At 43.3% G+C, this 14864-nt stretch carries 16 protein-coding genes and 1 riboswitch; of the genes, 7 read left to right on the top strand and 9 right to left on the bottom strand.

The genetic code is table 11. From position 1 onward, the window contains the following. Positions 1-28: 28 nt before the first annotated feature. The 3 genes from BIZ37_RS16390 to BIZ37_RS16380 all read right to left on the bottom strand — a co-directional run bounded on the left by BIZ37_RS16390 (position 29) and on the right by BIZ37_RS16380 (position 3212). Positions 29-949, bottom strand: coding sequence for a tripartite tricarboxylate transporter substrate binding protein (locus tag BIZ37_RS16390; protein ID WP_187462383.1), 921 nt, complete (start codon positions 947-949; stop codon positions 29-31). Between the two features lie 49 nt (positions 950-998). Next, positions 999-2435, bottom strand: a complete 1437-nt coding sequence (locus BIZ37_RS16385) for an MmgE/PrpD family protein (protein ID WP_187462382.1) — start codon at positions 2433-2435, stop codon at positions 999-1001. A gap of 102 nt (positions 2436-2537) precedes the next feature. Beyond that, the gene (locus BIZ37_RS16380; protein ID WP_187462381.1) at positions 2538-3212 is read right to left on the bottom strand and encodes a GntR family transcriptional regulator; all 675 of its coding nucleotides are present in this window, start codon (positions 3210-3212) and stop codon (positions 2538-2540) included. An 888-nt stretch (positions 3213-4100) separates the two neighbouring features. Here BIZ37_RS16380 and BIZ37_RS16375 point away from each other — a divergent pair. Continuing rightward, positions 4101-4691: a hypothetical protein gene (locus BIZ37_RS16375; protein WP_187462380.1), complete on the top strand. Its 591-nt coding sequence runs from the start codon at positions 4101-4103 to the stop codon at positions 4689-4691. Positions 4692-4835: 144 nt separating this feature from the next. Here the strand turns inward: BIZ37_RS16375 and BIZ37_RS16370 are convergent, their stop codons facing one another. Next, complete coding sequence (locus BIZ37_RS16370; RefSeq protein WP_187462379.1) at positions 4836-5471, bottom strand: alternative oxidase; 636 nt, start codon at positions 5469-5471, stop codon at positions 4836-4838. Between the two features lie 98 nt (positions 5472-5569). Then, positions 5570-6346 carry a deoxyribose-phosphate aldolase gene (deoC, locus tag BIZ37_RS16365; RefSeq protein ID WP_187462378.1) on the bottom strand — a complete coding sequence of 259 codons (777 nt, stop codon included), beginning with the start codon at positions 6344-6346 and terminating at the stop codon, positions 5570-5572. Positions 6347-6588: 242 nt separating this feature from the next. On the opposite strand from deoC, the gene BIZ37_RS16360 reads away from it, so the two are divergent. Further along, positions 6589-8004 carry a PLP-dependent aminotransferase family protein gene (locus tag BIZ37_RS16360; RefSeq protein ID WP_187462377.1) on the top strand — a complete coding sequence of 472 codons (1416 nt, stop codon included), beginning with the start codon at positions 6589-6591 and terminating at the stop codon, positions 8002-8004. Positions 8005-8061: 57 nt separating this feature from the next. Here the strand turns inward: BIZ37_RS16360 and BIZ37_RS16355 are convergent, their stop codons facing one another. Further along, complete coding sequence (locus BIZ37_RS16355) at positions 8062-8631, bottom strand: TetR/AcrR family transcriptional regulator (protein WP_187462376.1); 570 nt, start codon at positions 8629-8631, stop codon at positions 8062-8064. Between the two features lie 152 nt (positions 8632-8783). Between BIZ37_RS16355 and BIZ37_RS16350 the strand changes: the two genes are divergently transcribed. Both BIZ37_RS16350 and BIZ37_RS16345 read left to right on the top strand, forming a co-directional pair. Then, entirely contained in the window at positions 8784-9095 is a 312-nt protein-coding gene (locus BIZ37_RS16350) for a hypothetical protein (protein ID WP_187462375.1), read from the top strand. A gap of 80 nt (positions 9096-9175) precedes the next feature. Continuing rightward, on the top strand, positions 9176-9487 hold the full coding sequence (locus BIZ37_RS16345; RefSeq protein ID WP_187462374.1) for a hypothetical protein: 312 nt from the start codon (positions 9176-9178) through the stop codon (positions 9485-9487). Positions 9488-9563: 76 nt separating this feature from the next. Here the strand turns inward: BIZ37_RS16345 and BIZ37_RS16340 are convergent, their stop codons facing one another. Beyond that, the gene (locus tag BIZ37_RS16340; protein ID WP_187462373.1) at positions 9564-10055 is read right to left on the bottom strand and encodes a VOC family protein; all 492 of its coding nucleotides are present in this window, start codon (positions 10053-10055) and stop codon (positions 9564-9566) included. A 369-nt stretch (positions 10056-10424) separates the two neighbouring features. After that, a riboswitch (cyclic di-GMP riboswitch) is annotated at positions 10425-10524 on the top strand. Positions 10525-10542: 18 nt separating this feature from the next. On the opposite strand from BIZ37_RS16340, the gene BIZ37_RS16335 reads away from it, so the two are divergent. Then, positions 10543-11313 carry a hypothetical protein gene (locus tag BIZ37_RS16335; RefSeq protein ID WP_187462372.1) on the top strand — a complete coding sequence of 257 codons (771 nt, stop codon included), beginning with the start codon at positions 10543-10545 and terminating at the stop codon, positions 11311-11313. 163 nt (positions 11314-11476) lie between these two features. On the opposite strand, the gene BIZ37_RS16330 is transcribed toward BIZ37_RS16335, so the two are convergent. Further along, complete coding sequence (locus BIZ37_RS16330; RefSeq protein WP_187462371.1) at positions 11477-12400, bottom strand: DMT family transporter; 924 nt, start codon at positions 12398-12400, stop codon at positions 11477-11479. Positions 12401-12596: 196 nt separating this feature from the next. Here BIZ37_RS16330 and BIZ37_RS16325 point away from each other — a divergent pair, with 196 nt between their 5' ends. Further along, positions 12597-13655: a bifunctional transcriptional activator/DNA repair enzyme AdaA gene (locus BIZ37_RS16325; RefSeq protein ID WP_187462370.1), complete on the top strand. Its 1059-nt coding sequence runs from the start codon at positions 12597-12599 to the stop codon at positions 13653-13655. Positions 13656-13754: 99 nt separating this feature from the next. Continuing rightward, positions 13755-13910 (top strand): hypothetical protein, encoded by a 156-nt coding sequence (locus tag BIZ37_RS16320; protein WP_187462369.1) that lies wholly within the window; start codon positions 13755-13757, stop codon positions 13908-13910. Between the two features lie 15 nt (positions 13911-13925). Here BIZ37_RS16320 and BIZ37_RS16315 read toward each other — a convergent pair whose 3' ends face one another. Continuing rightward, positions 13926-14690 carry a PEP-CTERM sorting domain-containing protein gene (locus BIZ37_RS16315; protein ID WP_187462368.1) on the bottom strand — a complete coding sequence of 255 codons (765 nt, stop codon included), beginning with the start codon at positions 14688-14690 and terminating at the stop codon, positions 13926-13928. Positions 14691-14864: the final 174 nt, after the last annotated feature.

Genomic DNA, 14864 nt, shown 5'->3' with positions numbered 1-14864 from the left:
GCGGGGCGAAAGCCCCGCTGGTTCGTGATTAGTTAACGGTTTGTTCAACAACTAGGTTTGCAAACATCTCACTCTCTAGGTAGCCATCGTACATTTTCGAACTGGCAAGGAATTGTTTAAATTCAGGCTCTTGTACAACTTTCTTAATCATGTCATTAAGTTTTTCAACAACATCATTTGGCACCTCATTTGACGCCATCACACCACGCCAGTGTTCAGTGACTACGTTATATCCTGCCTCTTTCAACGTCGGCGATTGTTCAAATGGGGCAAAACGCTCTTCTGAAGCAACAGCAAGCACCTTAAGTTTGCCTGCGTCATAGTTGGCAATCATTTCACTAGGGTTAGCGATTGCCACATCAATGTGACCGCCAAGTACAGCAACAACGGGCTCTTTACCCCCCTTGTACGGGATGTATTTCAGGTTGATGCCAGCTTGTTGGTTAAGATCATTTTTCAGGCCTTCATCAACCGAATTGGTGCTGTAGCCGCCAATCTTAATTTTATTAGGGTTCGCTTTTGCGTAAGTGACTAAATCTTCGAGGGTGTTGAATGGGCTATCTTTAGCCACAGCAATCACAAATGGGTCTTTTACTACTCGGCTAATGTATTTAAAGTTGTCGATGGAAATGCTGCTGCCTGTTTTCTTCAAACGCTGCGTCATACTACGAGTGTTGGTCATGATAACGTGACCATCGGCTTTTTGATTAAGCACATAACTCATGGCAACCTTACCCTTACCGCCTTTCTTATTAACCACAGTGATAGGTTGGCCCAGGTGTTTCTCACCAAGTTTGGCAATGTAGCGAGCCATAAGATCATGGCCTGAACCTGCACTTGACCAACAGACGAGGGTAATTGGCTTTTCAGGATATGCTGCCAAGGCTGAGGTAGATAATAGGGCACCGACGGTAAGCGCAGCTAGTGAAAGTGTTTTAATCAGTTTCATCGTTTCTTCCTTGTTATTGGAGTAGGCTGATCAGTCTCTGCGGACTGTTTTATTGTTGTGGTTGTAACTGTTCTGCTAGGCGGGTGATGTTATCTAACTGCAGCACCTTCCATGCCGATTGAATAAGTTGCTGTGCTTGAGAGTCTGTTAGCACGCCCTCACAACAACCTAGTGCCTTTTCTTCCACCTCTTGGTCTGTCATTGGGTTTTCAGGGCCGCCACGGTAGCGCTCATCGGCGTCACCTGAAATGACGTCACCATTTTTAAGCTGAATATCGATACTTGAGCGCATCTTATCGAAACCTTTTGCTTCGATGTCTGCATCAAATTGAGTTTCGATTTGGTGCTGCATTGATTGCATGGCGTCACTTTGAACAAACTCGTCTTCAAATTCGATCTTCCCGGCTCGGCGATTGAGCGCAACCATGGCTAGCACTGCAGGTAGTGAGAATTTAGCTTGCAGGTGGTTTGATGCAATTGGGTAGCGGATTGGGTTTAAAATGTTTGAGCCTGCACGAACAATCACTCGCTCGATATTCTCAGGGGTCACATCGTTTTCTTTTACCAGTTTCACCATTAGGTCAATGGTAGGGTGAGTCAATACACCGCATGGGTATGGTTTGATGCTGACGCCTGGCTCGACTATTGAGAATGGTTTGCCAAAGTCTTCGCTATTGATCTTAGATTCAGTAACCCCACCACCTTGCACTGCAAAGAAGCCCCAAGGGCCATCAAGCGCTTCTTGATCTGCGCTATAGCCTTTTTGTGCCATCAATACTGCTGTGACACCATTTTCAGCTGCGCGACCAACATGTAGCGGTTTAGTCATTGTGCCAAAGTTACATCGAATACCGGCTGCAAATGAAGCCGCGATGCCAAGACCTGAGCGAAGCTGTTCGCCGGTTAACCCAAGCAATTTCGCCGCCGCTGCGAAAGCGCCAAAGGTGCCAACCGTGCCACTTGAGTGGAAGCCGCGTTTGTAGTGCTGCGAGAACATCCATTCAGAGATTTTTGCTTCAACCTCAAAACCCGTTAAGAATGCCAACATAAAGTCCTGACCATTAACGTTATCAAGCTTCTGCGCCATCGTTAATGCAGCGGTTAAAGGCGGAATAGTTGGGTGAGTTAACAGACCGTATACATGGTCAGGGTCAAGGCTCACTTGAGAGTCATCCCAGTCATGGGCGTGACCTGCTGTACCCAAAACGCGCGCCGCAAGTGGTGCGGGCACCTTTATGCTGTGACCAAGCAAAATAGCTTCTTCTCGGCCTTCGGTCTCTGCGGCTAATTCAGCCTGAATCTTAGCCGTTTCATGGTCACTACCCGCCACATAAAGGCCTAGACCATCAACTAGGCAGCGTGTCCCAATCTCTATAACGCTAGCAGGCAAGTCGGAAAACTGAACTGATTCGATAAAGTTCGCAGCACGTTCAGTTAGGTTGGAATGCTCAGGTACATCGACGTAGTTGTTTTGTTGGATTGACATTTTAAGTCCTTTTATTTCACAGTTATTGGTATTGATAAAATCTGTCGTCTGTCGACAGTTCTATATTTATGGAATTAATTTGGGTTTGTGATTGTCGATTTATTATTGTTTAGCTTCTAGTAGACGCTGTTTAGCTTCTTCGACATGTTGTCTTGCTAGTTCGCTTGCCTTAGTGGCGTCTTTTGTTTTTATCGCCGCAAAAATACCTTTGTGCTGCGCCAGAGAGTCCGCGATTTGGTTAGGCTTAGATAAGTTTAGCTGCCGGAATAAAGATAGTTTTTTCAACACTACGCTATATAACTCTAGTAACGCTGAGTTGCGGCTGATTAGTACGATTTGATGGTGAAATTTCAGGTTTGATGAGAAATACTCAACCCGATCGTTCGCTTTTTCGCTCTCTTCCATCTGAGAAATGTGTTGCTCAAGCGCATTGATATCGTCTTCGCTTGCACGTGAAGCAGCTTGTTCTGCGGCTAAAGCATCAAAAGCGCCGCGGATTTCATAGAGTTCAATCGCTTCTTTTAAATCGACTTGGCAAACAAAAGAGCCTTTACCGGTGCGAGTTTCCACCATGCCGTACTGGGCAAGTTGTCGGCAAGCCTCACGGATGGGGGCTCGGCTGATCTGTAGATGGCTAGAGAGGTAGCTTTCATTAATTCTTTCGCCTGGTGCCAACTCACCATTTAGAATCATGGTTTCTAATTGCTGTTGAACCACCTTGCTCAGTGACTGGTTCTTGACAGTTTGAACTTGTTCGTTAATCACTGTACTTTGCATTTTTGACTCGCTGTTTTTTGTCGTCTGTCGACAGAATAGGCCATGGAATTTGAGTAGCAAGAAAAAGAGGCCGAAAGAGTTAACATTTGAATAACATTTATGATCTCTAGCAAATTTTCACAAAAGTCTAGATATAAAATTATAGTCACCATTTGACTAATTCAATTTGTGAACTAAGAGATGTGGCTCTACTTCGATCTATTTCATTTTTCCAGAAAATAGCGATGGCCATACCGTATGACTTAATTCAAATAAGTGCTATGTGCAGTATCTCCTACCGATTCAAAACAAGAGTAGGGGGTAGTCAATCAGGGCTGTACCTGACAGTTAAGTGCTCTACTCAAGGTGGATGAAATTTGGTAATACTGAATTTTGGTTGGCAAACCTAGATGACTTTTGGCAGAACTGAATTTTCGTTGGTAAACCTAGATGACTTTTGGCAGAACTGAATTTTCGTTGGTAAACCTAGATGACTTTTGGCAGAACTAAATTTTCGTTGGTAAATCTATATGACTTTTGGCAAGTCTCAATACGCCCTGATGATACCAAAATATTTTCCCCTCCCATAACAGAAAATACCATACATAAACACAACAAGACGACAATTTACAGCCATTTATACCACCAATATCTTGCAGTAATTTGCAAAAAACAAATTTTGCCAAATTCTATTCACCCCCTAGGTACTTTTTAGCTAACACGGACTAAACCTTGGCCATTTCAAATCAATTTATGACAAAGAAGTGAAACTCGTAAAATTGATTTTAAAAGATGAAGTTAAGTTAAAAAGCGATCTGAGCTTGCAAAAAATGCAATCAACTTATTGTTTTATTGGCAGATTACATATCCATCACGTATTGTCTGTGAGAGATAACTAAGGAGGATAAGATGGCAGTATTTCGGCGAACAACTAAAGAAGATCGCTTAATTGATGGTTCAAGAGAGTTTACAAACAACCAGTTATCACTACTGATTCTCTACAGCATGGTTAAAAGAGCGGCCCAAAAGGAAAAAAATAGCTACCCAAGATTCCGTATAAGGGAAAGCCAGATAGCAGAATTGAACCAAAAACCACTAACGCCAGAATCAAGATGGGGGTTAGTAGAAAGTATGAATAATCTGGGCTACGAAGTTGCTATTAATCATAAATACTGGATTTTCACTAAATCAAGTCTCACTGATAGTTGGCCAGCTTTCCCCCTCACCGAGATCGATGGTTTCTTAAAACGATTAAGACCCCTAACTCAGCATAGAGAGATGGGATGTTTAGGCGAAGAGGATTTCTTTAACCACGACGCTAAAGGTTTAGATTTATTCTATAACGGCACTCCTCCATCAGATGATTGCTATGACGAGTACGATGAGGAGTACGAGGAAGAACAGTTAGATGATTACAACTTCACTGTCTGGCAACACATTTACTATCATCTAGAACTGGCAGGTGCCATTGATGACCCATTACTCTTGAAAAAAGAGTAATTTTCCTTGATGAGTATGTAGTACTTACCCTTAGTTATATAGTTTTCTCTGTCTATAGGGTAAGCACTACATCAAACTTCAAACTCTGGGAATACCTCCTTGAAGGCAAGAAAGAACTGAATCTCTTAATCACCAATGGAGCTATCAATGCTGATGCGCGGGCAGCTCTTGGTTTTCATACGCATCTGCAAACGAATGGTTACGATCGCGATGTTTGGCTTCATCTTCGCGGATTTTGACAACCACATCTCGTAATTTAGCGTTTGCCGCTAGTTGGTAATAATCGACGGCGATTTTTGGTGCAGCGACATTTTCAACCTCACCACAGTCAATTTTGTCCAGATATTCAGTGTAACTCTTGCAGGCTTCCTCTTCGAAATAGCCCACAACACGATGTGCAATCTTAGAAGAGAGCACATAGATCATGCTATACACGACAATAAAAGCCCCTTGGCCAAGTAACACTAACGTTCGCTCTACCCAGCTAGGTTTGGCAATATCCAAGAAAATCATCAGGTGCACTCTTTCATTCTCAGCTTCATCCAGTAATTCACGGATCCAGCCTTCATCATCTTTCATCCTGCGTAGGGCTTTTAAGTGATTGAACATACCTGCCACCATTCCTGGTACTGCTGCAATGGTTTCCAAAATAACGGCGCGTTTAGCATATTTTCTTCCATAGAAGATATTCAATAGGAACTTAAGACACTGGGTTATTTTATATGCCACGTGCTCTGAGAGTTTGGCGGCGGTTTTGTGTTTTAACTCAAAATCTGACATAGGTGAGCCTTTACTTTCTCCGAGTGGGTATGATTTAAAGCAGCCGTGAACTGCTCATCTCACATCCAGAATTTATCTATATTTATAAAGAGGTTACTTTAGTAGTCGCTAGTTACTGATGCACCTTCCCCACCCAATGTACAAAGCAGATTTGATAACAAACTCGACGCCCCAAATCGATAATTCATGCTGTTGTTTGCCCATTCTGGACCAAACATACTATCTACCATATCCAAGTATTTTTTCGCCTCTTCAGCCGTTTGGACACCGCCTGACGCTTTGAAGCCAACCCTGTGCTCGACACCCAACTCTTTGATAACGGATAACATTGTTTCTGCTGCTTCAAGGGTTGCATTGACTGGTACTTTGCCTGTCGAGGTCTTGATAATGTCAGCCCCGGCTTTGATTGAAATCTCTGAGGCTTTTTTGATTAGCAAAGGCGTTTTCAACTCGCCAGATTCAATAATGACTTTCAATGGTGTACCGCCACAGGCTGCTTTACATTGCTTCACAAGTTCAAAACCAACCTTTTCATTTCCGGCCATCAGCGCACGGTATGGGAAGGTGACATCCACTTCATCTGCGCCATACATAATGGCTGCTTTCGTTTCGGCAACAGTGATTTCGATGTCGTCGTTCCCATGCGGGAAGTTCGTCACAGTGACCACGCGAATATTAGGTGTGCCTTGCAAGCGTAACTGTTTTTTGGCAACAGGAATGAACCTAGGGTATATGCATACCGCTGTCGTATTGCCTACCGCTGTTTTGGCGCTTTTGCATAGCTCGATGATTTTTTCATCTGTGTCATCATCGTTGAGCGTCGTCAGATCCATTAACTGAAGTGCACGGAGTGCGGCAGTTTTAATATTGCTCATAGGTATCTCCCGTTGAGTTACTTCTATTTAAATTCATATGCTTGTGCAGAGTTGGTGTTGTGCAATAAGTACCAGACAGATACCCAGCCCAAGGTTTGAAACATTCTGTTGAAGTGGAAAGTAGGGGGGATTATAGGAATGGAATCGAGACTATAATAGATACAGAAAACTGACTTTTATATATAACAGATTTAGTGCTGTGCTATATTCCAGCCAGTTGTTACTTAAAGGGCACATTCACGTTGGCCAAGTATGAAAAGCTCGTAGAGCAAATCCGTAATCAGATTCAAAATGACATTTGGGCTGTCGGTGACAAACTGCCTTCTCTTCGCAAGCAGACTGAAACGACAGGCATGAGCTTGATGACAGTGCTGCATGCTTATCAGGTGTTAGAGAGCCAAGGGTGGATAGTCTCACATGCAAGGTCTGGGTATTTTGTCGCCCCCAAAATTCGATACGCGAGTACAACAGAGTCAGATGTAACAGTTCAAACAACAGAAACTATTGATATCAATGATTTTATCTTTGATGTGCTGCAGGCCAGCCGTAAGCCACATATCATTGATTTTGGCTCTGTTTATCCCGATCCAACGCTGTACCCCCGACAACAAATAAACAAATCATTGATAGCTGCAGCGCGCACTATGCCAACTTCCAGTGCGTTGGATAACCGGCCTCCGGGAAATAAAGAACTACGACAACTTATTGCCAAGCGTTATGCAGCACAAGGGAACAGTGTGAGCCCGGATGAAATTGTGATCACTGCAGGTGCCCTTGAGGCACTAAATTTAAGTCTTCAAGCCGTTACCCAGCCTGGCGACTGGGTGATCGTGGAATCACCGACCTTCTACGGTGCATTACAATCCCTGCAAAGGCTGAATTTACGAGCGCTGTCAGTCAGAACCCACCCGCGAGAGGGGATTGATCTTGAATCGCTCGAGAAAGCATTACAGTCTCATCCCGTAAAAGCTTGCTGGTTAATGACCAATCACCAGAACCCTTTGGGCTTTACGTTAACAGAAGCGAAGAAGGAACGTTTGATTGAGTTGCTTTCACAATACAACGTCTTTTTGATTGAAGATGATGTTTACAATGAACTGTATTTTGGTGCTAACAAGCCACTTCCAGCCAAAGCATTTGATCAAAATGGCCTTGCGCTACATTGTTCGTCGTTTTCAAAAACGCTGGTTGCAGGTTTTCGGATCGGTTGGGTGGCAGCAGGAAAAATGGCCCTGCCGATTCAAAAACTGCAGATGATGAGTACTCTGTCAGCCAGTGCTCCAATACAACTGGCCCTCGCAAATTATTTATCTACCCGAAACTATGAAAACCACCTGCGCAAATTACGAAGGACATTGGAACAGCGCAAATTCGCCAATTGGCAGATGCTACGTGCTCACCTGCCAGCTAATGTCAGTGTCAACTATTCAGAAGGCGGGTATTTTTTATGGATTGAATTGCCGCAGCACCTCGATGCTATGGTGCTTTATCAACGTGCATTGAAAGACAATATCAGCCTTGCACCGGGTAAAATGTTTTCTGTTAGCGATCAGTTCAATCATTGTTTTCGCCTCAATGCATCGTTTGATTGTGCAGCGACAGAAGAGAGAGCAATAAAACGGTTATCCAAGCTAGTCCGAGCTATGTTGGATGAATAAAGCGCCTACAAGTAATGCAAGCAACGAATATCTCTAATCTGTCGATTCATCCAAAGACTAAGACTTCGCTAACTGAAGTTGCTCAAAGTACATTTGTTTAGCAAGTGACATCAGCTTTGGATCTGCCCCCATCTCCAGCGAGGCCAGTAGGCCGTTAAACACCAACTCAGCCCGGGTGGCCTTTTCTTTGGCTTGCTTGATGTCGTGGGCCAGAAGCAGTTCGGTGACCAAACGGATCCGCTCTTGTTTATACGAGACACACACATCGGCAATGCGCTCATCTTCGTTGCGATATTCGTTAAAGGCTTGCTGGTAGATACAGCCATTAAAATCACTGGCTTCAACAAGAGCTTCTAATGTCGTAAAGCGGGCCGTTAACTTCTCTTCCAACGACAAGTCAGGATCATCAAACAACTGAGTTAAATGGGAAAGTGTTTGCTCGCTGTAGAGTGCCAAAGCTTCGGCGATTAACGCTTCTTTGGAGCCAAAATGTCGGTAAATTGTTGCTTTGGACATGCCTGTTGCTGCAGTGATGGTATCCATGCTGGTACCGTGGTAGCTGTGCTTTACACATAGTGCCAGCGTGGCTTCAATCGCTCGGCGCTTCTTCTCTTTTTGACGGCTCATACCCTTCAATCCCCAATTCAGAAACCAAAAAAACGAAACTAATTAGTTTTATACCCTTGACAGCTTCAATAATCAATTCTAGATTTAAAAACAAAAAAACGAAACAGTTTAGTTTCGAAATCAACAAGACTCCGTCATAGAAGGAATACGACATGCTTAAGTCAATCGCGCTATCAACTTTACTCGTCGCTTCAATGTCAACTTCAGCCGTTGAGCTCAATATCACCGACTCAGCTTCAGGTATCCATGTCAAAGCGACAGGGCAAGCAGGGCCAGAAGCAGGGCTAACAGTCAATGTCACCAATGTCCCTCAGCTTAATGGCACTTCATTTACCACTGACGAGCGCGGGCGTGTGTTTATCCCGCTGTCATTGAATGCCAGTCGCTCGGTGAACATTGTCGCTTCGGATGATATGGACATGTCAGTGGCATCAACAACGGTATTCCATAGCCACTCGCGCTAAATACAGGTTATGCATTTCAACCAATCAAATAACACTCGATAAAGGCTGCCATTGGCGACCTGTTAAAGAAGGAATTCAACATGCTTAAATCAATTGCATTTTCAACACTACTAGTCGCTTCAATGTCAGCCTCAGCCGTTGAGCTAAATATCACCGATTCAGCTTCAGGTATCCATGTCAAAGCGATAGGGCAAGCAGGGCCAGAAGCAGGGCTAACAGTCAATGTCACCAATGTCCCTCAGCTTAATGGCACTTCATTTACCACTGACGAGCGCGGCCGTGTGTTTATCCCGCTGTCATTGAATGCCAGCCGCTCGGTCAACATTGTCGCTTCAGATGATATGGACATGTCAGTGGCATCAACAACGGTATTCCATAGCCGCTCGCGCTAAATACAGGTTATGCATTTAAACCCAAAGAGCCCCGCAACTAGTTAAGGTTGCAGGGCTCTTTGGTACCTGATAACTATTACTCGTAATCAGTTGCGTAAGTTTCTTCGTAAGTGTGCGAGTAAAGCTCAAATAGATTACCAAACGGGTCTTCCATGTAGATCATTTGTGCTTGCTTAGTCTCGTCTTCTGGGTGGTAACGCATGATATCCATGCGAGCTTTACCGCCAAGCTCTTCAATACGCGCGATGGTCTGTGGGAATTGCTCTTTAGCAACTTGCAGACAGAAGTGGAAGATACCTAAGCGAGAGAAATCGACTTCATGACGTTCCTTGCGCTCTTTCATTTCGAACAGTTCAACGCCGATACCATCAGACGTTACTAAGTGTGCGATGTTAAAGCCCTTGAAACCTTCACCGAAGACGGCAATACACATACGGCCGATTGCAGTTTCACGCTCTTCGATGACTTTGGTGTTATTCATTACAACGCGAAGGCCTAGCGCTTTAGTGTAGAACTCAACGGCTTTGTCCATATCGCCAACCATAATACCAACGTGATTCATCTTCATAACTTTCTCCAAATACTTTTTAATTTGTTTCGTGCTTCGTTTCGATGGAGAGAAGTATAGGGTGACAAGTTAATCAATAAAAATTATCAAAAATTATAATTTCAATAACATAAATTTATCTACAAGCTGTATTACCGACCAACACAACACGACAGTTACTTGTTAGATAATATTAAAACTGACTGTTAATTAAGGGGGAGCGAAGAATGGTTAACTCACTGACGCTATATAACAGCGAATTTTCGCCCTCACATTCTACCGTAGGAAATATGATTTTTATATCATCTTAAAGTGGTGCATTCCTTATCAGTTTGCTACGTTTATTTAACTACTAGTTGTATACCTGTTTAGGGTAATAGTATGTCAGCCGAAATATAACGCCAAACTTATCGTGAGATAAGGACGGAAAGCCACGGGTCTCGTATTTTAAGAGCATAGAAGTAGTTTATGAGACAGCCGGGTTGCGGCACATTGGATACCTCTAAACATGAAAAAACTTGCTTTGAGTACATTATCACTTGCATGTATATCAGTTACGTCCCCTGCTTTAGCGCTCTTCGATGACCCTTTATTTGGGGAGAAAAAACTTAGAGGCGAAATTGGCGATACTGGTGTATATGTTGAGTATGACCTTGACCAAGTAAATTATCGAAGCGGTAGCTCAAATAAAGCTTACATCAAACCCGAAGAATACAAAATTTCTGTAGATCCATTACTGAAATATAGTATTGGAGGAAAAGTTACCTGTGACAAATTCCGCGGTCCCGGATTAAAAGGTTTAGACCATTTTGATTATTCTGCTGGAGTTGATTGTCAATGGAAATCCCGACCGGGTAGTAACGCTGAAATAGTAGCGTTTAAGTTAACTCCAGCCAATGGTAATCAGGTACAGCCAAAATACTACCGTGGCCGAAACGGAATCAAGAACCTTAAAGGTGTTATCTACGATGCTGATCTTGATGGTAATGAATTACAAAGCTTTACAGTAACTTTGCCTATGGATATGTACGATTATCGTAACGGAAACTCCCATAAAGCGTTTATTTTGCCAACGAATCGTAAAGTAAACTTAGGAGACTTTAGTTCTTCTTTTGGGAGTTTGAGAAATTTCAAATGCAATTTCAATGGTCGTAACATCCGAGTAAATGCTGATCATGACACAGTCGGTCTATATGGTACAAAGAAAGTGGATTGTACTTATGAGTTGGACAGAAATGGGAAAGACCCACATTACCTCGGTACGGTAACTTTTAACTGACCGGAAGTAAGGGCGAGGGGTCTTCCTTGCCCTTACTTGTCTTCTGAGTCATTCCGTATCCCACAGTAACTATTCCTCGAAAACCACAACACATCTGGCCCCATCCTGCTTTAACGTGATTACTCAGCGGCAGATCGTGCCAATGGAATCGCAGTACGTTTCCTCATGCAAAGACTGATTTCATTTTTTGCCATAGGTGACCATCAATAGCGGATAACCCGAACGCTATTAATACCATGCCCAATATATGAATCATTTCCAGAGATTCATTCAGGAATAATGAGCCGAGCAGAACAGCAGAGACTGGTACAAGTAGTGTTACCAGCAGTACATTTGTTGCGCCTGCCAGTTCAAGAATTCTGAAATAAAGAACATACGCTATCGCTGTGGACGCAACTGCCAATCCTACTATAGCTATCCATGTGTTCATGCTTGTCTTGTCCACATCAATAGTGCCATCTACCAATATCGCGATAGGCAGTAATATGAGCGTTGAAGCCGTTACCTGTCCCGCTGCCGTGATAACAGGGTTTACCCCCAGTAATTTGAACCTACGCCCATATACTCCCGCAAATGCGTAGGATATGGCTGCGCCAACAATGGCAAGTTGCGCCAATAAATTACTTTCGTCACCTAACGCAGGTACGCCTATCATTACCGCTACACCCACGAAACCGAGAACAACGCCGATTAGCTTTAATGGTGTTGGCCGTTCATCAGGCAGCAGAATGCCTGCCACCACTACTGTAAATATTGGTGTTGCAGCATTTAGAATTGAGGCCAAGCCTGACGCAATCTGTGTTTGCCCCCAGACAATCAAAGCAAAGGGGATAACATTATTCAGTAACCCCATCCCCAAGAATGAAGCCCAGACTTTCAGGCTTTTGGGGGGACGCAAGCCAATCATCATAGCTATCCCCCATAGTGTAAATGCCGCAATTCCTACTCTAAGTGTCACTATGGTTAATGGAGGAAGGTCATTGACCGCTACGCCTACAAAAAAGAAAGAACCGCCCCATAAGATGGAGAGCAAAATGAGCATAGCCCATACTTTTGAGTTCATAGAGTGGTTTATGGTCGGTGTCATGGTCGGGACAATCAGTGTTATTCATCTTTAACTGCATACTAGCTACAGCGTTGACCTTAAAACATCCGAAAATTGCGCCACATTAAAAAACAGAGAGTGAATCTATAATCACCAATTAATCAGCAAGAATCGGATAGTATCAGCAAGCTTGGTGTGATGAGATAGTCATGCAACCCGTTAGAGAGTGAGCGCAGCTATGTCAAAGTCATCTGAAAATGAAATGAAAAATGCGGTAGCGCAGAGAGATAGCTCTTTCGACGGAAAGTTTTACTACGGCGTTATTACCACTGGCGTATTCTGTATGCCATCCTGTTCAACCAAAGCAGCAAATCCAGAAAATCTAAGATTCTTCTTTGATATCGAATCCGCAATGCAAGCAGGATTTCGTCCTTGCAAGCGCTGCAATCCAGCAGGTCAGGATGCTCGAACCCTTAAGCTCATTGAAGTCGCTCGCTATCTAGAGCGTCATGCCGAAGATAAAATAACACTTACTCAATTAGGTGATATCGCGGGTCTTTCACCTTCCCGATTACAACGCATTTTTAAAGAAATGTTTGGTGTGTCCCCCAATCATTATCAAGATGCAGTACGCATGCGGAAGTTTAAACGTTCGTTAAAAGAGGGGGAGGGTGTGACCGATGCTATTTATTCATCAGGTTATGGTTCAATAAGCCGGGTATATGGTGAGGCCACCCGAAGTATAGGCATGACACCGAAAGCGTACAGGGCAGGAGGAAAAGGGGAAGTTATCCATTATGCCTGTCGAGAAACTGTACTTGGGTACATGTTAATGGCTGCGACAGATAAAGGGGTATGTTCAGTTCAGTTTGGTGACAGGAAAGCTTCTCTGCTAAGCCTGTTATCTGATGAATTTCCTAAAGCTCAATTTGAGCTTTCTGCGGCACAAGACGCACCAGAACTGGATAGTTGGATGCTGGCTTTAGATAGGCATATTAGTCAAGGCGCTCCTAGGCCCGAAGTACCACTTGATATCAGAGGTACAGCATTCCAAATCAAAGTATGGCAATTTCTCATAAGCATCAAAGAAGGCGACGTGATGAGTTATGGTGAAGTTGCAGAGCATATTGATAATCCGGAAGCAGTCCGCGCTGTAGGTACCGCTTGTGGCAAAAACCCAGTTGGTATTCTTATCCCCTGCCACCGAGTATTAAGAAGCGACGGTTCTTTAGGAGGGTACCGTTGGGGGTTAGAACGCAAACGAGCTTTGTTGGATATGGAAAGGGCAAAGCGTTAACGGTTATATTTCAACTCAGGTAGTCACTAGGGTAAATGACGTATTGAATACTCTCTTGCAGTTCCACCTTGTGCTGTTGGTGAGAGTGGTGTGCTCTAGGTGCGCAATGATGGCGCTGAAACAGGACAAAAAGTTAAAGCTTATGATGATTTTGATAGCGAAATTTGTAACTTTATGCTGAGTAACTCAAAACATTTTGGTAGAGCCACACAATGGCTTAAGGGGGCAGCCATTGTGCAGGCAGTATTGATATAAAAACTCACCAGTCGGTTAACGAGATTGATCTTTTCTGCGATATACACCAAAGCCAAATAGGCCTGCAGCAAAAATAGCCAGTGTAGATGGTTCCGGTACTTCCGCGAAAGCTAGGTTAATATCCCAATGATTCTTACCCCAGTATTTCCTGTGTTTTCTTTTATTCATATTACTTCTGGTATCATCATACCTTAGCCAGGCCGCTCCACCGAATAAGTCATTCTTATCATTTGCGTCAACACCAAATTGAAATGCATAGCCTTGATTGTTTTCTCCACCGAACAAACTAATGTCTGTGAAGCTACCTAAAGAGTTATCGCCACTATCAAAAAAATTAATTTCACTTTGGGTGATACTGTAAAAAAAGTCGACATCATTACTACCGACTGTTTGGGTTGTTTGGGGTAGGGCTGGATCATCACTTGCCCCTCCATTATCTTGCCCTCCTTTAACAGTACCTGTGTGGCCAAAACTACCAAATGAGAGATCAACTTCAGCTTTATCACCGATATCATTAAAAGCAGTAAACATTAATGATGCAGTCCAATTTGATGGGTCAATATCATCGTTGAAAAGTGTGAACGTACCATTAGCAATACTAAAGTATTGGCCACAACTACCACCACTGAATTTAAGTTTGTTAGTCCAGAGGCCATGTGGTGAGCTCCCACAGTTTGGTGCCCCCGTAGTTGCATCACTAACGTTGTATATTACTGTTGCATTTGCAGATCCGACTAAAGCTGTCAAACCAAGACCGATTAATAATGGATATGTCTTCATTACTTCCTCCTATGAGACTACATAAGATTAAGCATTAGCCATGCCAAAATTTAAGGTTATGATTTTAAATGATTATTTAATATGATGCTATATAACTGTAATGTTATAACAAATGCTTATTGTTAGTGATTTTATACATAAAAATAATTGAGGTATGTAATCTTATACTTATTC

Source organism: Photobacterium sp. BZF1 (assembly GCF_014349205.1).
GTDB lineage: Bacteria > Pseudomonadota > Gammaproteobacteria > Enterobacterales > Vibrionaceae > Photobacterium.
Note: the sequence above shows the minus strand (reverse complement) of the source record. Positions and strands in the feature narration are given on the sequence as shown.